This is a genomic window from Burkholderia sp. AU33423, assembly GCF_002223135.1.
GTDB classification, from domain to species: Bacteria; Pseudomonadota; Gammaproteobacteria; order Burkholderiales; family Burkholderiaceae; genus Burkholderia; species Burkholderia lata_D.
Map to the genome: position 1 here is coordinate 1 of NZ_NKFH01000006.1, position 19163 is coordinate 19163.

The 19163-nt window shown below is 65.5% G+C and carries 15 protein-coding genes and 1 pseudogene; 12 read left to right on the plus strand and 4 right to left on the minus strand.

Annotation, left to right across the window (positions count from 1 at the left end; all coding sequences use genetic code 11):
• The first annotated feature begins 264 nt into the window (after positions 1-264).
• The gene (locus CFB50_RS38800) at positions 265-1473 is read left to right on the plus strand and encodes a hypothetical protein (protein ID WP_144020668.1); all 1209 of its coding nucleotides are present in this window, start codon (positions 265-267) and stop codon (positions 1471-1473) included.
• Positions 1474-1570: 97 nt separating this feature from the next.
• On the opposite strand, the pseudogene CFB50_RS17790 reads toward CFB50_RS38800, so the two are convergent.
• Positions 1571-2017 (minus strand): annotated as a pseudogene (locus CFB50_RS17790) (DUF6306 domain-containing protein); the annotation flags it as partial.
• A gap of 251 nt (positions 2018-2268) precedes the next feature.
• Positions 2269-3039: a transcriptional regulator GlcC gene (gene glcC / locus CFB50_RS17795; protein WP_089446729.1), complete on the minus strand. Its 771-nt coding sequence runs from the start codon at positions 3037-3039 to the stop codon at positions 2269-2271.
• Positions 3040-3256: 217 nt separating this feature from the next.
• On the opposite strand from glcC, the gene glcD reads away from it, so the two are divergent.
• From glcD to CFB50_RS17845, 10 genes are all read left to right on the plus strand, one after another.
• Positions 3257-4756, plus strand: a complete 1500-nt coding sequence (gene glcD / locus CFB50_RS17800) for a glycolate oxidase subunit GlcD (protein ID WP_089446730.1) — start codon at positions 3257-3259, stop codon at positions 4754-4756.
• Positions 4756-5832 (plus strand): glycolate oxidase subunit GlcE, encoded by a 1077-nt coding sequence (glcE, locus tag CFB50_RS17805; RefSeq protein WP_089446731.1) that lies wholly within the window; start codon positions 4756-4758, stop codon positions 5830-5832. Before glcD ends, glcE begins: the two co-directional genes overlap by 1 nt.
• 24 nt (positions 5833-5856) lie before the next feature.
• A complete protein-coding gene (gene glcF, locus CFB50_RS17810; RefSeq protein WP_089446732.1) occupies positions 5857-7077 on the plus strand; it encodes a glycolate oxidase subunit GlcF in 1221 nt (406 codons plus the stop codon).
• 20 nt (positions 7078-7097) lie between these two features.
• Positions 7098-7502: a GlcG/HbpS family heme-binding protein gene (locus CFB50_RS17815; protein ID WP_069252790.1), complete on the plus strand. Its 405-nt coding sequence runs from the start codon at positions 7098-7100 to the stop codon at positions 7500-7502.
• 43 nt (positions 7503-7545) lie between these two features.
• Positions 7546-9720: a malate synthase G gene (locus tag CFB50_RS17820; protein ID WP_089446733.1), complete on the plus strand. Its 2175-nt coding sequence runs from the start codon at positions 7546-7548 to the stop codon at positions 9718-9720.
• A gap of 529 nt (positions 9721-10249) precedes the next feature.
• The gene (locus CFB50_RS17825; RefSeq protein ID WP_089446734.1) at positions 10250-11812 is read left to right on the plus strand and encodes a sensor domain-containing diguanylate cyclase; all 1563 of its coding nucleotides are present in this window, start codon (positions 10250-10252) and stop codon (positions 11810-11812) included.
• A 161-nt stretch (positions 11813-11973) separates the two neighbouring features.
• On the plus strand, positions 11974-13359 hold the full coding sequence (locus CFB50_RS17830; RefSeq protein WP_089446735.1) for a cache domain-containing protein: 1386 nt from the start codon (positions 11974-11976) through the stop codon (positions 13357-13359).
• Positions 13360-13388: 29 nt separating this feature from the next.
• On the plus strand, positions 13389-14033 hold the full coding sequence (locus CFB50_RS17835) for a response regulator (RefSeq protein WP_069252793.1): 645 nt from the start codon (positions 13389-13391) through the stop codon (positions 14031-14033).
• 205 nt (positions 14034-14238) lie between these two features.
• A complete protein-coding gene (locus CFB50_RS17840) occupies positions 14239-14802 on the plus strand; it encodes a PAAR domain-containing protein (protein WP_089446736.1) in 564 nt (187 codons plus the stop codon).
• A 20-nt stretch (positions 14803-14822) separates the two neighbouring features.
• Positions 14823-15281, plus strand: a complete 459-nt coding sequence (locus CFB50_RS17845) for a type VI secretion system amidase effector protein Tae4 (protein WP_306427274.1) — start codon at positions 14823-14825, stop codon at positions 15279-15281.
• Positions 15282-15993: 712 nt separating this feature from the next.
• Here the strand turns inward: CFB50_RS17845 and CFB50_RS17850 are convergent.
• On the minus strand, positions 15994-17523 hold the full coding sequence (locus CFB50_RS17850; protein WP_089446738.1) for an MFS transporter: 1530 nt from the start codon (positions 17521-17523) through the stop codon (positions 15994-15996).
• A 144-nt stretch (positions 17524-17667) separates the two neighbouring features.
• Here CFB50_RS17850 and CFB50_RS17855 point away from each other — a divergent pair, with 144 nt between their 5' ends.
• Entirely contained in the window at positions 17668-18306 is a 639-nt protein-coding gene (locus CFB50_RS17855) for a TetR/AcrR family transcriptional regulator (RefSeq protein WP_089446784.1), read from the plus strand.
• Between the two features lie 62 nt (positions 18307-18368).
• Here the strand turns inward: CFB50_RS17855 and CFB50_RS17860 are convergent, their stop codons facing one another.
• Entirely contained in the window at positions 18369-18965 is a 597-nt protein-coding gene (locus tag CFB50_RS17860; RefSeq protein WP_027790211.1) for an MlaC/ttg2D family ABC transporter substrate-binding protein, read from the minus strand.
• Between the last annotated feature and the right edge of the window lie 198 nt (positions 18966-19163).

The following is a 19163-nucleotide window of genomic DNA, read 5'->3' on the forward strand; positions in this document are numbered from 1 at the left end:
TGGGGAAGTGCCGCGCATGACTGGAAGACGGCCATGAACCAATTCGCTATCCTTTATGCAGATCGGTTCGTCCGACCTTCCGTGTAATTGTTCCACCCGCCTTGAACACGGAAATCCTGACACTCCCCCAGTTTCGGACCTTCGATGTCCGAATCACGATTGTTGACAAATCGCTCGCGAACCGTAAACGTGCTGCATTGGTGAGCACCTTTGGCCGCGTTGACCTCGGCCTCTCAACATCGTTTTAGCTAAACGGAATGAGCGATGAGCACAGAAAACAAACAAAAAGACCTCGGACGTAGCAGAGCCAGCGCTTGGTATTCAAATGCGTCGAAAGTACTACTCGCATTACTTGTGGCAAGCCGGATGATCTGCGCCGCAGCGCACGCCGACGATAAATCGCTCAATAAAAGCAACATTGTTGACTACAGGCCCTCGACATTTTCTGAGCTAGCCGATACGCCATTCTTTTTTTCTATCGGCAACAAGCTGAAGTATGGCAGAGCCATTGTGGACTCTGCGCCAACATTATTCGAGGGTGATTTTTCAGATAGCTTGCACAACGCCGTGTACCCATCTCCAAACGAGAAAAGGGCGATCGTAGTTATTGGGAAAAAACTGTACGTGGTCGAGGCGGGAAAAAAACCTTACCTTATCCTGAGCGAAGCCGACAACGAGGTGGGAAGCTTGCATGCGCCCGAAGCCCAATTCTATCGGCACTTTAGACTTCAATGGGATCCGTCATCGCGGTATATATTGATTCAGCGAGATCGAAAACAACTTCAAATATCGCAACAATTTTATTCGCCCGACAAATCACTGGTGCGCATTGATACTGACAATCCCACCGTCGTCCGCGAAGTGATTCCGGCGGGCCAATTTCGAAGCTCATCATTTTTTCTGATCAATAGCGAGACCGTTTGCTTCAATTTTGAAGTAAACGCAAACAAGATAATATGGAAATGTCAGTTGAGTGGAGGCGTGAAAGAGGTTAGATCGATTTCTCACGACGAAATCGTATTCGACGATGGCACAATAATTTCCGGAAAACCGTTTGCGTCCTACAACGGGAATATTCACGAAACGGAAATATGGTTAACGCACTATGGCTTCTTCATGCGCAAGCTTCAAGATGGGACTGTCGGCATTTTCCGCAGGAATTATTCCGTCACCCCATACATACGGTTAAGACCCTATAAAAATATAAAAGGGCATGAAATGGACGGACTCTGGCAACGAGATGGTCGGGTGCTTCCAGGTGGCCGGTATGCTTTCTTGAATATTTACGGTGCGGCTTTCTTGCTTGACAGTCGCGACGGTTCCTACAAGAAACTCCCCGCCGATACGCATTGCTACATCAATTTCAACTCGGCCGCGCATCAAGGTAGTCTTGGTGTTGTAACTCATGGACCAGGCTGGTTCGACGTGGAATTCACACCCGCTTATCCGTTGAGAACGAACTACAGTGAGTAGTGCCGGCCGAACGTCCACTGCAAAGAAAGCTGGTTGGCCGCTTGGGGTCGAGAAGCGACATCCACGGAAATACTGCGATGAACGATTCCCCTGGCCGCTACTGCGACGCTGAGCTCGGGGCGCAGCGCTTGAGCCGCAGCAATGCATCAACCGACCCGATGTTCTTCTCATGCGCCACCAGCATCTGCGTGAGCGCGTGATGCATGTCGGGCTGCGCAAGCGTCGGCAGTAACGCCTGCAACTTCCTCACCACCCACCGCTGCCCACGATTCAAAAACGCCAGCCGCTCCGCCAGATCCTCGATCGCCATCGCCTTCTCATAGAACGCACCCGTGGCATGCGTCGGCGTCGCATCGAGCGACCGAATCGCATCGACCAGCACCGCACACCAGTGCGCCTCATCCTGCCGAATACTCGCCACGAGCCGATGAAGTTCGGGATCGTCGATTTCCACCGCTGTCTCCGACGCAACCCGCGCACCTGCGCGCTCGGCTTCCAGCAGCTCATTCAACAACGCGAGCAACGCGTCGCGCTGCGCATCAACGGATTCGTCCGCTGCTTTGGCGGGGCGGGCGTCGTGCCCGTCGTCGTGGGTCCGGTTCGACATGCGATGTCCTCCGTTTCAGGAAGGGTGGCGCACCGGTTCGTCCGACGTGGTTCCGTCAGGCATTGCTCACGCGGCAGCGGGGCCACACGAAGAATGGCTCACAGTCTGACATAGCCCTGTGACATGCATCTGCGGACGACTCGCTGTGCGTGATGCGCATCAACACACACCGCGACGCACAGCCGACATCACGTCCACCCTTCGAGCCTCAACGTCGACCGCACCAACCGCTGCTCCTCCTGCTCGATCTCCCGCAGATACTCGACACACTGGCGAATATGTTCGCTCGCCGCCTTGCGGGCCTGATCGGGCAACCGCCCCGTCACCGCGTTATAGAGCCGCGCATGCTGCCGATCGATCTGCTTTTTTAACGGCTCGCGGTGATAGAGATTGTTCACCGACGCAAACACCGAACTCAGCAGCAGATCCGTCAACGACTGCAGCGTATTCACGAGCACCGGGTTATGCGACGCCTCGCAGATCGCGAGATGAAACGCGTGATCGAGCTTCGCGCGCGCGGCCGGGTCGAGATCCTGCGCATCCGCCGCGGTCATCTCTTCATAGCGACGCTTGATCAGGATGAAATCGGCCGGCGTGCCGCGCAGCGCCGCGAGCCGCGCGGCCTCCGTCTCGAGCATCCCGCGCACCTCGAACAGGTCGTACAGCGTGCGCGGCTGCGAGCCGAGCAGATGCATCATCGGCGTGATCTCGCGTTGCGGGGTCAGACTCGCCACGAACGAGCCCTTGCCGTGCGTGGTGTCGATGATCCCGCGCGCACGCAGCAGCTTCATCCCTTCGCGCACGGCCGTGCGCGACACGCCGAGCTTCTCGGTCAGCCGCCGTTCAGACGGCAATGCCTGCCCGGCCTTCAGCACGCCGTCGACGATCAGCTTCTCGATGCGCTCGGCAACGACGTCGGCCACGTTCCGCGCCGGCCCCACTCGATCCTGCATTTCCATACTGGTATGACCACTTCGGAAGGATATCGGCGATTTTCCCACAAACCCTTCTAGCCATTCAGTTTTACGGCGATCGACACAGCTGCTTTCCGGCCGCCCCATAAAAACTGGTATGACCATGCCCGCCACGTCTGGACACGCGCGCGCCGCCCGCCAAGAATCCCTCCCTTCCGGCGTGCCGCGCCTCGCGCAGCCGCCGCATGGTGGAGACAACCCGATGAGTTTCATCTACGACGAACGGATCGACGGCCCACTCGCGACCGTCAGCCGCGACACACTCGTCGCCGCGCTGCACGCGGCGGCGCCCGGCCTCGACGTGCTGCACGAACGCGAGGCGCTCAAGCCGTTCGAATGCGACGGCCTCGCCGCGTACCGCACGGTGCCGCTCGCGGTCGTGCTGCCCGACACGGTCGAGCAGGTGCGCACGGTACTGCGCGTCGCGGCCGCGCTCGGCGTGCCGGTGGTCGCGCGCGGCGCGGGCACCGGCCTGTCGGGCGGCGCGATGCCGCTCGAAAAAGGCCTCCTGCTCGTGATGGCGAAGTTCAACAGGATTCTCGACATCGACCCCGATGCCGGCATCGCGCGCGTGCAGCCCGGCGTGCGCAACCTCGCGATCTCGCAGGCGGCCGCGCCACACGGCCTGTACTACGCGCCGGATCCGTCGTCGCAGATCGCCTGCTCGATCGGCGGCAACGTCGCGGAAAACGCGGGCGGCGTGCACTGCCTGAAATACGGCCTCACAGTGCACAACATCCTGAAGGTCGAGATCCTGACGATCGACGGCGATACGCTCACGCTCGGCGCCGACGCGCTCGACGCACCCGGCTTCGACCTGCTCGCGTTGTTCACCGGCTCGGAAGGGATGCTCGGCATCGTCACGGAAGTGACCGTGAAGTTGCTGCCGAAGCCGCCGAGCGTGAAGGTGCTGATGGCGAGCTTCGACGACGTCGCGGAAGCCGGCGCGGCGGTCGCACGGATCATCGGCGCGGGCGTGATCCCCGGCGGCCTCGAGATGATGGACAACCTCGCGATCCGCGCGGCGGAAGATTTCATCCACGCGGGCTACCCGGTCGATGCGCAGGCGATCCTGCTGTGCGAACTCGACGGCTCGCCGACCGACGTCGACGAAGACGCCGAACGCGTCGCCACGCTGCTGCGCGACACGGGCGCAACCGAGATCCGCGTCGCACGCGACGAAGCCGAGCGCCAGCGCTTCTGGGCCGGCCGCAAGAACGCATTCCCCGCGGTCGGCCGCATGTCGCCCGACTACTACTGCATGGACGGCACGATCCCGCGCCGCGAGCTGCCGCGCGTGCTCGAAGGCATCGCCGCGCTGTCCGCCGAATACGGGCTGCCGGTCGCGAACGTATTCCACGCGGGCGACGGCAACATGCACCCGCTGATCCTGTTCGACGCGAACCGGCCCGGCGAGCTCGACCGCGCGGAAGCGCTCGGCGGCAAGATCCTGGAGCTGTGCGTCGCGGCGGGCGGCAGCATCACCGGCGAGCACGGCGTCGGGCGCGAGAAGATCAACCAGATGTGCGTGCAGTTCAACGCCGACGAGATCACGTTCTTCCACGCGGTGAAGGCCGCATTCGATCCGCAAGGCCTGCTCAATCCCGGCAAGAACATCCCGACGCTGCACCGCTGCGCCGAATTCGGCGCGATGCACGTCCATCACGGCAAACTGCCGTTTCCCGAACTGGAGCGCTTCTGATGCGACGCGAAATCGAATCGATCGACGACAGCGCGGCACTCGTCGCGCAGGTCGACGCGGCGATCCACGATCGCCAGCCGCTGCACATCCGCGGCGCCGGCACGAAGGCGTTCCTCGGCCGCCCCGTCGAAGGCCGCACGCTCGACGTGCGCACGCATCGCGGCGTCGTCTCGTACGACCCGACCGAACTCGTCGTCACCGCGCGCGCGGGCACGCCGCTCGCCGGTCTTGAAGCGATGCTCGACGCGGCCGGCCAGATGCTGCCGTGCGAGCCGCCGACGTTCGGCGGCGCGGCAACGGTCGGCGGCATGTTCGCGACGGCGCTGTCGGGCCCGCGCCGCCCGTGGGCCGGCGCGGTGCGCGACTTCGTGCTGGGCTGCCGCGTGATCACCGGCCACGCGAAGCACCTGCGCTTCGGCGGCGAGGTGATGAAGAACGTCGCGGGCTACGACGTGCCGCGGCTGCTCGCGGGCAGCTTCGGCTGTCTCGGCGTCGTGACCGAGGTGTCGTTGAAGGTACTGCCGAAGCCGCGCGCGACGGGCGATCTCGCGTTACAGCTTGCCGTGGACGAAGCCGTGCCGCGCGTCGCCGCATGGCGTCGCGCGGGGCTGCCGCTCGCCGGCGCATGCCACGCGGACGGCGTGCTGCGCGTGCGGATCGAAGGCGGCGAGGGCTCGGTGAAAGCCGCGCGCGACACGATCGGCGGCGAACGCATGGACGATCGCGACGACGCGTTCTGGGCTCGGCTGCGCGACCTCGCACTGCCGTTCTTCGACGATCCGCGCCCGCTGTGGCGCGTGTCGGTGCCGGCCTCTGCACCGCTCGACGCATTGCCCGGCGCGCAGCTCGTCGACTGGGGCGGCGCACAGCGCTGGCTGAAGTGCGATGCCGCGCCGGCCGACGTGCAGCGGTTCGCCGCGCAATGGGGCGGCCACGCGACCTGCTTCACACCGGGCGCGACGCGCGAGCCGTTCCAGCCGCTGCCGCCCGCGCTGCTGCACGTGCATCGGCAGATCAAGGCACAGCTCGACCCGCACGCGATTTTCAATCCCGGCCGCCTGTACGCCGACTTCTGACGCGAACCCGATCCCGACCCGCCGATGCAAACCAATCTCAGCGAAGCAAGCAAGGCCCTCGCCCGGGCCGACGAAGCGGAAGCGATCCTGCGCGCGTGCGTGCACTGCGGCTTCTGCAACGCGACCTGCCCGACCTACCAGGTGCTCGGCAACGAGCTCGACGGGCCGCGCGGGCGCATCTACCTGATCAAGCAGTTGCTCGAAGGCGAGCCGTGCGGCGAGCGCACGCAGCAGCATCTCGACCGCTGCCTGACGTGCCGCAACTGCGAGACGACCTGCCCGTCCGGCGTGCGCTACCACACGCTGCTCGACATCGGCCGCGCGGAAGCCGAGAAGCGCGTGCAGCGGCCCGCGCGCGAGCGCCTGCTGCGCGCGGGGTTGCGGCATGTCGTGCCGCGCCCGGCGACGTTCGCCGCGTTGCTGAAGGCCGGCCGCGCGCTGCGCCCGCTGCTGCCCGGCTCGCTGCAGGCCAAGATCCCGGCCGCCGTCCCCGCGGCCGCACCGCGCCCGCCCGTACGCCACGCACGGCGCGTACTGATGCTCGAAGGCTGCGTGCAGCCGTCGCTGTCGCCGAACACCAACGCAGCCGCCGCGCGCGTGCTCGACCGGCTCGGCATCAGCGTGAGCCCGGCGCGCGAAGCCGGCTGCTGCGGCGCGACCGAATATCACCTGAACGCGCAGGATGCGGGCCTCGCCCGCGCACGCCGCAATATCGACGCCTGGTGGCCCGCGATCGAAGCGGGCGCGGAAGCGATCGTGCTGACGGCGAGCGGCTGCGGCGCATTCGTCAAGGAATACGGCGACCTGCTGCGCTCCGACCCCGTCTACGCAGAAAAAGCGCAGCGCGTCAGCACGCTCGCGCGCGATCTCGCCGAGGTGATCGCGGCCGAGCCGCTCGACGCGCTGGCCGGCTCGACGCCACGCCGCATCGCGGTGCATTGCCCGTGCACGCTGCAGCACGCGCAGCGCCTCGGCGGCGCGGTCGAACGCATCCTGACGCAGCTCGGCTTCGATCTGACGAATGTCGCCGACGGCCATCTGTGCTGCGGCTCGGCCGGCACGTATTCGCTGACACAGCCCGAACTCGCGACGAAACTGCGCGACAACCGGCTCGACGCGCTCGAAGCCGCGCGGCCGGACCTGATTGTCACGGCCAACGTCGGCTGCCAGACTCACCTGAACGGCGCAGGCCGTACGTCCGTGCGCCACTGGATCGAGCTCGTCGACAACCATCTCGTCAACTGACCTGATTCCGGAGGATTGCCATGCAGACGAAACCCGAACTCGAACTCGCCGATGCCGACCGCATGCTCGCCGCCGCCCGCGCGGAAGCGGAGCGCCACGGCTGGGCCGTGTCGATCGCCGTCGTCGACGACGGCGGCCACCTGCTCGCTTTTGCACGCCTGGACGGTGCATCGCCGGCCAGCACGTATATCGCGCAGGACAAGGCGCGCGCGGCGGCGCTCGGCCGGCGGGAAACGAAAGCGTATGAGGATATGATCAACGGTGGCCGCACCGCGTTTCTCAGCGTGCCGCTGACGGGGTTGCTCGAAGGCGGCGTGCCGGTCACGGTCGGCGGCCGGATCGCGGGCGCGATCGGCGTGTCTGGCGTAAAGTCCGAACAGGACGCGCAGATCGCCCGCGCCGGCACACAAAGCGTCGCAGCGTAACCAGCCAAAGCCGCGCGCGATTTTTTCCCCGGGAGGATTAACGATGATCGACCAAGCAGGACTGCAAGTCGCGCCAGCGCTGAGCCAGTTCATTGAAAACGAAGCACTGCCGGGCACCGGCATCGACAAGGCCGCGTTCTGGAGCGGTTTCTCGGCCCTGGTGCACGACCTGGCGCCGCTCAACCGCGAGTTGCTCGCGGAACGCGACCGCCTGCAGCACGAACTCGACACCTGGCACCGTGCCCACCCCGGCCCCGTGCGCGACCACGCCGCGTATCGCGCGTTCCTCGAACACATCGGCTACCTCGTGCCGGTCCCGTCGAACGTCGCGGCAGCCACCGCGAACGTCGACAGCGAGATCGCCACGCAGGCCGGCCCGCAGCTCGTCGTGCCGCTGTCGAACGCGCGCTACGCGCTGAACGCCGCGAACGCCCGCTGGGGCAGCCTGTACGACGCGCTGTACGGCACCGACGCGCTGCCTGAAGACGGCGGCGCCGAGCGCACCACGGCCTACAACCCGACGCGCGGCCAGCGCGTGATCGACTACGCGCGCAACGTGCTCGACAACGCGGCGCCGCTCGCGGGCGGCTCGCACCGCGACGCGCTGCGCTACCGCGTGCAGGACGGCCAGCTCGCCGTCGAAACCGCGAAGGGCGTCGTGCCTCTCGCGCAGCCGGCGCAGTTCGTCGGCTACCAGGGCGCGGCCGACGCGCCGTCCGCGATCCTGCTGAAGCACAACGGCCTGCACCTCGAGATCCAGATCGACGCGTCGACGCCGATCGGCCGCGCCGATCTCGCGAACGTGAAGGACGTCGTGCTCGAAGCCGCGGTCAGCACGATCATCGACTGCGAGGATTCGGTCGCGGCGGTGGACGCGGAAGACAAGGTCCAGCTCTACCGCAACTGGCTCGGCCTGATGCAGGGCACGCTGGTCGAGGAAGTCGCGAAGGGCGGCAAGACCTTCACGCGCCGCCTGAACGCCGATCGCGAGTACACCACGCCTGCGGGCGGCACGCTGTCGCTGCACGGCCGCTCGCTGCTGTTCGTGCGCAACGTCGGCCACCTGATGACCAACGGCGCGGTGCTCGACCGCGACGGCAACGAGATTCCGGAAGGGATCCTCGACGGCGTCGTCACGACGCTGTGCGCGCTGCACGACCTGAAGGCGAAGCGCAACTCGCGCACCGGCTCGATCTACATCGTGAAGCCGAAGATGCACGGCCCGGTCGAAGTCGCGTTCGCCGATACGCTGTTCGCGCGCATCGAGGACCTGTACAACCTGCCGCGCAACACGCTGAAGATGGGCATCATGGACGAGGAGCGCCGCACCAGCGTGAACCTCGCCGCGTGTATTGCCGCGGCCGCCGCACGCGTCGCATTCATCAACACCGGCTTCCTCGATCGCACCGGCGACGAGATGCACACCGCGATGGAAGCGGGCCCGATGATCCGCAAGGGCGACATGAAGTCGTCGGCGTGGATCCAGTCGTACGAGCGCAACAACGTGCTCGCGGGCTTGTCGGCCGGCCTGCGCGGCCGCGCGCAGATCGGCAAGGGCATGTGGGCGATGCCGGACCTGATGCACGCGATGCTCGAGCAGAAGATCGCGCATCCGCGCGCCGGCGCGAACACCGCATGGGTGCCGTCGCCGACCGCCGCGACGCTGCATGCGCTGCACTACCACCTCGTCGACGTGCAGGCCGTCCAGCAGGAACTCGAGAAGACGCCGTACGCAAGCGAACGCGACGCGCTGCTCGAAGGCCTGCTGACCGTGCCGGTCGTCGAGCGCGCCGCGTGGAGCGAGGCCGAGATCCTGAGCGAAGTCGAGAACAACGCGCAGGGCATCCTCGGCTACGTCGTGCGCTGGGTCGAACAGGGCGTCGGCTGCTCGAAGGTGCCCGACATCCACGACGTCGGCCTGATGGAAGACCGTGCGACGCTGCGCATCTCGAGCCAGCACATCGCGAACTGGCTGCGCCACGGCGTGATCACCGAAGCGTTCGTGCTCGACGTGTTCAAGCGGATGGCGCGCGTCGTCGACCAGCAGAACGCCGGCGACCCGAACTATCGCCCGATGGCGCCCGGCTACGACCAGTCGACCGCGTTCAAGGCCGCGTGTGCGCTCGCGCTGCAGGGCACGTCGCAGCCGAGCGGCTATACCGAGCCGCTGCTGCACCGGTTCCGCCTCGCGTTCAAGGCGCAACAGCACGGCGGTTAAGCGCAGGCGTGCTTCACGAAACGGGCGGCCGCCTCCGGCCGCCCGTTTTCATTTTTACGTTCGCCCGGCCGTTGAAACGAATAATCGGCGCATATCGCATGCCTTCATTTTTCGCGTGCGTGTGCCGTTAACGGGAGGGAATCGACGGCTGCATGCCGCGCGCCACGACCGTTCATGCCGCAAAGCCTTGTGCCGCAACGCTCTGCCCGGAATTCGCAAGCACGGGATTGCACAGTAATTTGATCCGGATCAACCGTCCGCAACATTTCTCGCGCGTGCGGACGCGCGGGTTATACTCCGTTGAATTCGCGTTGCCCGATTCGTCGGATCGTTGAATCGGCGCAGATGTCACCAGTAAATGCTTGATTTACTGGTATATCCGGCCGCGATTACCGATAATCGGCGTCCATTTTCCCGCGGGCCGGCAGGAAGGCGTCGGAATGGCCGCGTCACGGATCGCCGCCGGCACGACATACGAACAATCGCATCGGCCCGCCTCCCGGCGGCAATGCCCATCGATCCATCGACCATGGCAGAAACCGACTACGCAATGCCCCGCGAATCCGGCCTGACGAGCCGTGTCGCCGCGCATCTGCGCCGGTTCCTGCTGCCGCACCTGATCTTCTATACCGGGCTGCTGATCGCGCTGGTCCTGCTGCTGCTGTGCGGGGTCGTGCTGTACGAAGGCCGCATCGACGCGCGCGACCGCTCGGCCGCGATGCAGCAGAATCTTGCGCTGATGGCGTCGTGGGACATCGAGCGCAACATCGAGATCTATTCGCTGTCGCTGCAGGCCGTCGTCGAAGGCGAGAACGACCGCGACGTCGTCAAGCTGCCGATGGCGCTGCGCCGCCAGGTGCTGTTCGACCGTGCGACGACCGCCAAGTACCTCGGCGGGATCTACGTGCTCGACGCGAAGGGCGACATCGCGGTCGACGGCAAGAGCGACGTGCCGCGCAAGGCCAACTTCAGCAACGAGCCGTACTTCGTCGTGCACCGCGACCACCCCGGCGCCGGCCTGTACGTCAGCCCGCCGTATCACTCGCGGCTGCGCGGCGGCTCGCCGAGCATCGCGCTCAGCCGGCGGATCACGAGGCCCGACGGCTCGTTCGGCGGCGTCGCCGTGATGTCGATCCGGCTCGAATATTTCCAGAACCTGTTCTCGCGCCTGTCGCTGGGCGATCGCGGGTCGATCGCGCTGATCAACACGGACGGCAAAATGCTCGCGCGCGAGCCGTACGACCCGAAGATCGTCGGCCGCGACATCAGCCATGCCAGCACGTTCCGGCGGTTCATGACCGCCAACGAAGGCAGCTTCGCCGACACCGCGTCGATCGACGGCGTGCGGCGCCTGTACGTGTTCCGGCACCTCGAGAACCTGCCGCTCATCATCATGGTCGCGCGCTCGGAAGCCGACACCTACGCCGCGTGGTACGACCGTGCGATTCCGATCGGCTCCGCGATGGTCGCGCTCGCGATCGGCTTCGTCGGCCTGTCGCTGCTGCTCGACGTGCAGCTACGCAAGCGCCACCGCGCGGAAACCGAACTGCAGGCGCTCGCGCGCACCGACGGCCTCACGGGCCTCGACAACCGCCGGATGCTCGACGTCACGCTCGCGCGTGAATGGCGCCGTGCCGCGCGCTCGCAGCACGCGCTGTCGCTGCTGTTCATCGACGTCGATTACTTCAAGCGCTACAACGACACGCAAGGGCACCAGGCCGGCGACGACGCGCTTGCCGCGGTCGGCCACTGCATCGCCGGCTGCCTGCGCCGCCCGGCCGATTACGCGGCACGCTACGGCGGCGAGGAATTCGTCGTGGTGCTGCCCGACATCGACACGGACGGCGCGGTGACGATCGCCGAGACGATCCGCACCGGCATCCTCGATCTCGGCATCCGGCACGACGCCGGCACGTCCGGCCGCCTGACGGTGAGCATCGGCGTGACGACCAGCTATCCCGAACACGACGACGACATGCAGGGCGCGCTGAAGCTGGCCGACGACGCGCTGTATCGCGCGAAGGAAGGCGGGCGCAACCGCATCGTCGTGCACCCGGCCGCTTCAGGCGGCCTCGCGGCGCGGCAGGCCTGAGCGGCCGGACACGCCACGCCGCCGAGCGACGGCCGGGCGGTCGCCGGGCCGCCGACGCCGCCGCCCATGCGCAAAATCGCCGACAATGTCGCCTCGACATGCCGCCGCACGGCTGACGCATCCGGCCGGCCCGCGCCGGTGCACGGCTGCTTCGCACCACCATGAGACTCAAGGCAAAGATCTTCCTTCTGGCCATCGTGCCGTTCCTGCTCGCGATCGCCGGCATCGGCTTCGGCGTGCGCCAGCAGGCGACGTCCCTCGCGCGCACCCAGCACGCGACGATCCAGGCCGCGTACCTGTCGAGCAAGGAAGTCGAGCTGAAGCACTACGTCGAGCTGGCGACGAGCGCGATCATGCCGCTCTACGACGCGAGCGGCCGCAACGCACGCGACGACGCGATGCTGCGCATGCAGGCGCTCGCGATGCTGCAGAAGATGGATTTCGGCCCCGACGGCTATTTCTTCGTGTACGACCTGCACGGCAATTCGCTGATGCATCCGCGCGAGCCCGAACGCGTTGGCCACAACTACTGGTCGATGCGCGACCCGCAGGGCGCGCTGACGATCCAGAAGCTGATCGGCGCGGCGTCGAGCGGCGGCGGCTACGTGCGCTACGCATGGCAGCGGCCGTCGACGGGCCGCGTCGCGCCGAAGCTCGGCTACGTCGTCGCGCTCGAGCGCTGGGGCTGGATGGTCGGCACCGGCATCTATCTCGACGACGTCGACACCGCGCTGCAGCGCATCGACGCACGCGCGTCCGCGAACATCGAGCGCACGATGAGCTGGCTCACCGCGATCGCGCTCACCGGCGCGGCGGCGATCGTCGTGTGCGCGCTGGTCCTGAACGTCAGCGAGTCGCGCAGCGCCGACGCGAAGCTCAAGCTGCTCGCGCAGCGCGTCGTCGAATCGCAGGAGCAGGAGCGGGCGCGGCTGTCGCGCGAGCTGCATGACGGGATCAGCCAGATGATGGTGTCCGCGAAGCTGATGCTCGAATCCGCGCTCGCGCGTTTCGAACGCGGCACGGCGCGCATGCCCGAAGCCGAGCAGGCGCTGGCGTCGGGCGTCGGGCGGCTCGGCGACACGCTGCGCGAAGTGCGGCGCATCTCGCATGCGCTGCGTCCGTCCATGCTCGACGACCTCGGCCTCGCGGCCGCGCTCGAGCAACTGGTGCGCGAGCTTGGCGCCGAAAGCGGCATCGACATCGGCTATACGCAGGTCGCGCACAGCGGCACCCGGCCGCTGCCCGAAGCCGTCAACACCGCGCTGTTCCGGATCGCCCAGGAAGCGCTCAGCAACATCGTGCATCATGCGCAGGCGTCGCGTGCGGCCGTCACGCTCGACGTCGGCGCGCAATCCGTCATGCTGACCATCGCCGACAACGGCTGCGGCTTCGACGCCGAACGCTCGCAGGCCGACGCGCGCCGCGGCATCGGCCTGCGCAACATGCGCGAGCGCCTCGACGCGCTCGGTGGCACGCTGACGATCACGTCGCAGGTCGGCCACACGATCGTCGCCGCGCGCGTGCCGCTGCCCGGCGCCGCGTCATGACGCGCCCCATAACAGGAGACCTTTCACGCATGAGCGCCCCCGACACCGCCCGGCCCGTCGCCCGACTGCTGCTCGTCGACGATCACCCGCTCGTGCGCGACGGCTTGCGGATGCGGCTCGAAGCGGCCGACCTGTCCGTGGTCGGCGAAGCCGGCAACGCCGATGAGGCGCTCGCGCTCGCCGCGTCGCTCGAACCCGATCTCGCGCTGATGGACGTCGGCATGAACGGGATGAACGGCATCACGCTCGCGAGCGTGTTCCACGAGCGCTTTCCAGGTATTCGCGTGCTGATGCTGTCGATGCACGACAACACCGAATACGTGACGCAGGCCGTGCGTGCCGGCGCGAGCGGCTACCTGCTGAAGGATTCGCCCGCGAGCGAGATCGTGCGCGCGATCGGCGCGGTGCTGGCCGGCCAGACGTTCTTCAGCGAAGGGCTCGCCGCGCGGATGATCCACGCGAGCGCGACCGCGTCGCCGCTCGACCGGCTCACGCCACGCGAACGCGACATCCTCGACGCGCTGGCGGAAGGGCTGTCGAGCAAGCAGATCGCGCAGCAGACTGGACTGTCGGTGCGCACGGTCGAGACGCATCGGCTCAATTTGAAGCGCAAGCTGGAAATCGAAGGGCAGGCCGAGCTGATCAAGTTCGCGGTGGAGCATCGGAGAAGGTAGGGCAACATCCCGGTGGCGCAGGTCACGCGCAAGGCAGTTTCCAATTTCATACTTGTCCAATCGACCTCACCCCGAGGGTGATGGAATCCTTTCGCTTGCCGGAACGAGCATCGTGCTCGTGTTTCGCATGACGCCTGCATGAACTCGTCGTGCGGCACCCGGCATCACCGGCAGATATCGGTGATCTAGGCCGAGGAGCGAAATCATGATGCGCCGTATCGCCGTTGTCGGCGACGAGTTGGAAACCGGGGGACACGTCATTGCCTACGCAGGGCCACGATTCACGTTTGGCGACGCTGGCCATCAGGTTGCGCTGATCGGCGGCCTCGCGTTCTGCGAAGCATGCGGAAGTACTGGGCAGATTGCCAAGGCCGGCGGACCGAAGCGCATCAAATTCATGGGCGAAACGGCAGCCGATGGCGACATCGTTTTATGTCGGTGCGCGACACCGCCACGCATCGTCGCGGTGCTCTCCGGCAATTCATGGTGCGATGACGAAGCGGAAACGGAAAGCATCGTTTCCTCTGGATCGAATCCGCAAGGCAATGTGACGACCATAGCCACGGGCGTCTATGACGAATGCGTTCGCGCCGTCGGAAACGGCGCAGTGCCGGATTATCCGTACATCATCGAAACATCGGACGGGCGTGTTCACTCGGGCCGACTCGATGCCACCGGATACCTGCCGCGTGTTCATACGAGCCATGAGGGCACGTATACGGTCTATTGGGGCGACGAAGCGCTCGCACGACTGAGCGGAGATGCGTAATGCCAAACGCAAAAACAGTCGTGAAGACAACCACTGTTCAAAACTCTCACAAGGAAGTCCAGCTGAAGTCCGTGACGTTTTCCGAACTCTGGAACAACTATGCTCACGGAAATCCGTACGCCGATCCAAACGGACAGTACCAGAACCAGTGCGCCATCCGGATGAGTGTAACGCTGCACAACGTCGGCATCGAGATGAAGTCGTTTTCGCAGAAACGGGTCCGGCCAATGCCAGGCAAGCCGACACTGAGCCGCCTCATGCTCAGAGGAAAACCGACAGCCACACGCGCGTACGAGTTCGCCGAGTGGTTGAAGCTACGGCCGGTCGCCGGCGTACTGGCTCCCGAGAACATTACGGGACGCGATTGGGCGAGCAAGGTAGCAAGTCGAACCGGAATTGTCTTCTTCGATGGCTATTGGCTGCAGGACGGCGATTCGCCGGACAATTTGAGCGGCGGCCATATCGACCTCTGGAATTGAGGCAGGTTCACCGGTTTCGCATCAGGCATTCGGATTTCGTGGAATATTGTCATAGCGGGTTTCTGGTCGGATTTCCGCAACTCAAAAACCATTTTGTTCTTTCCCGTCAAATGAAATTCGTTGCCGCTGTAGCGAGCGCACTTGTCGGCGTAGCCTTCGCCACCTTGATCTGCTGGGGCTCTCTCTACGCATACGGAACACTCGTCCTGCATGGCAGAGGTAGCCTTTTCGATACGAACCCGGAAATCGCGGATGCGTTCTTCGCAGGATGGGGTGGGCTGTCTGCCATCTTTGCGATCGTTTCGGCGAGCATCGTGACTCCCAGGAAATCACGTTAATCCTCGGACATGCGGCCAAGAATAAGACGTGTAGGACTCTCGCTCTTGTACGGGATCGCAGGTCTGGTAACTACCTGGCTCGCATGCTGGATCGGAAGCCGGATCGATTGGCGGATTCATACCGGTTGGCGAATGCACGTCGGTCAACATTCCTGCCGCGAAATCGATCTCTGTTCACCACCCTGGTCAGTTTTCGCGCTGCTCATCGTGTTGCTGCTCGGCCCATCGCTTGCATTCGCCTTCGCGGGTTGGTGGATCGCGCGTCAACGTGTCACAGCACGAAAATGGGTGCTTTCCTTGGCCGCCTTGGCAACGCCCACGATGCTGATCTACATCGCGTCATATGTGATTCGATAGGTGGCGAAGTTGACCGGTCACGGTCGTTCCGGCCGCGATTGCGTCGAGCACGACACCGGCGCAATACCCTGCTTTCGACTGACTTCACGCCGCACCATCAGCATCACCGCAATCACAATACTGAGGATTCCGGAACACAATACCGCGATCGAAAACCCGTGCGCCATCGCGTCCCGATACGCACCGAGCAGCGCCGGCCGCCCTGCCGCAAACACATGCTCCATCACCGACTGCCGCGCGAGCGTATCCGCTTGCGCGCTGCCGGCCGCCTGCATCGCGGCCGTCATCCGGTGTAATGCACCGATACTCATCATGCTGCCGAGCACCGCGATGCCCATGCTCATCCCGGTCTGACGCAACGCGTTCATCGTCGCCGACGCCATGCCCGCGCGTTCGGCCGGCGCCAGTTCCATCACGGTCATGCCGGTCGCGGGCACCGCGAGCCCCATGCCGACCCCGAGCACCGCCAGCGCGACACCGACCGGCACATACGACGTGTCCGCGCCGAAGCCGGCCATGAGCGACAGCATCGCGCCGATCAGCCCGTATCCAGCCACCATCAGCGCATGCAACGGAATACGCGCCGCGATGCGCCCGAACATCATCGACGTGATCGCCGTCATCACGAACTGCGGCATCAGTTGCCAGCCGGCCTCGGCCGGCGTGCGCCCCTGCGCCTGCTGCAGGAACAGCGACAGGAAGAACAAACTGCTGTACCCCGAGAACCCGAGCACGAACGACGCGAGATTGGCTCGCACCAGCCGCCGGTCGCGAAACAGCCAGACCGGCAGCAGCGGCCGCTCGACGCGCGTTTCGACCCGCACGAACACGACGAACGCCACCGCGGCGCCCGCCAGCGGCGCGAGCACGTTCACGTGCGACGCGCCGGCTTCGCCGATACCGATCAGCCCGTACGTGAGCAACCCGAGCCAGGCCACGCTCAGCACCTGGCCGAACGGATCGAACGCCGCATGCTGCGGATGCCGGCGCTCCGGAATGCCCCACGCGCCGAGCAGCACGGTCACGATGCCGATCGGCACGTTGACGAGGAAGATGTTCTGCCATCCGCCGTGCTCGACGAGCAGGCCGCCTGCCAACGGCCCGAGAATCAGCGCGAGCGCGCTGAACGCGGACCATCCGCCGATCGCGCGGGCGCGCTCGCGCGCATCGGGAAACGCATGCGCGAGGATCGGCATCGCGCCCGGTATCAGTAATGCACCGGCAAGCCCCTGGATCGCGCGGCCGATCAGCAGCGGCTCGATGCTGCCCGCGCATGCGCAGACCACCGATCCGGCCGTAAACAGGACGACGCTGGCGAGCCACACGCGCTTGTGTCCGTAGCGATCGCCGAGCGGCCCGGCCGACAGCATGAACGCGGACAGCGCCAGCGCATACGCATTGACGACCCATTGAAGGCCGCCGATATCGGTGTCGAGCGCCGTTTGCAGCGTCGGCAATGCGACGTTGACGATGCTGATGTCGAGCGTGGCGAGAAAGGTGCCGAGACAGGCGGCCAGGACGAGTGCGGCGCGGCGGTAGCGAGGCATGGCGGTCGGCCCTTCACGGGCATGGGGATGAGAATGATTCTCATCATATATATCGACTGACCGTCGGTCAATGGATTGCGTTGGCCGCGAGCGGGGTGCTGGCCTAAACTGCGGGCTTTGCACGAACGGGCGTTGAGCCGCGCGATGACGGACAGGACAAGGGCAGGGACCACGACAGTGAAGGACGACGCGCCGGCAGGCAAGCCGCGCACGAAGCCGGCGGAAGTACGCCTCGAGGAACTGATGGCGGCGGCCGAGACGCTGTTCCTCGCGCAGGGGGTGGAGGCGACGACCATCAGCGAGATCGTCGAGCACGCGCAGGTCGCGAAAGGCACGTTCTATCACTACTTCGAATCGAAGTCCGACATGCTCGCCGCGCTCGCGCAGCGCTACACGTCGTCGTTCCTCGACCGGCTGCAGCACGCGGTGGACGCGTGCGACGCCGACGACTGGCTCGCGCGCCTGCGCGCATGGATCCGCGCCAGCATCGAAACCTACGCGGCGACCTACCGCACGCACGACATCGTCTACGCGAACCACCATCACCACGATCGCGCGAATGCGGACAAGAACGCGATCCTCGAGCAACTCGGCGCGATTCTCGACGGCGGCGCACGGGCCGGCACCTGGCGGCTCGCGCATCCGCAGGTGACCGCGCTGCTGATCTATGCGGGCGTGCATGGCGCGACTGATCACATCATCGCGGCGCCGGAAACGGATCGTGCCGCGTTCGTCGACGCGGTGGTCGACGATTGCCTGCGGATGCTCGGCGCCGGCGCGTAACCATGAAAAAGGGCGCCCGAGGGCGCCCTTTGTGCATCCGGACTGCAGCCCGGCAGCGGCTGTCAGTTCGTCCGCGAATTGTGCTTCTGCAGATACGCGATCAGGCCATCGATCCCGCCCGACGCGAGCTGGCTCTTGAACTGACCCTGGTAGACCTGGATCAGCCACGCACCCGACATGTCGATGTCGTAGATCTTCCAGTCGTTGCCGACCTTGCCGAGACGATAGCCGACCGACTGGCTGTCGCCCGGCGTCGTGACCGTCGACTGCACGAGCGCGTCGGCGCCCGACGCGCCGCCGGCCTTGAACGAGAACTTCGCGTCCTGGCTGCCGAGCTGCGCGAGCGACGCGGCGTAGGTGCGCGTCATCAGCAGCTTGAACTGCTTATACAGCTCCTGCTGCTGTTGCGGCGTGGCCTGCTTCCACGCGTCACCGACCGCGATGCGGGTCGTGCGCTCGAAGTTGGTCGCGGGCAGGAAGCGCTGCTCGACCACCGCCGAGACCTTCGCCATGTCACCGCCGCGTGCGGCCGGATCGGCCTTCATCGCGTTGACGGTGCCCTCGACCGCATTGCGGACGATATCGACCGGCGCACTCTGCGCGAAAGCGGAAACCGACACGGCGGCCGCCGCGACGAAAGCAAACAGATGACGTTTCATACGAATATCGCTCGATGAGAAAAAACGACCGGTTCGTTGCACCGGCCGACGAAGCAAAGTATACCGGGCCTGACGCCCCGGTGTGCCGCCGTGACCGACTGTTACCTTTCAGATCCTTTGTCACAGGCCCCGCGGCGGCGCGTCGAAGCAGCGCGGCGCCGTTTATGTAAAGATCCCCTTACAAACGGTTCGGCCGGC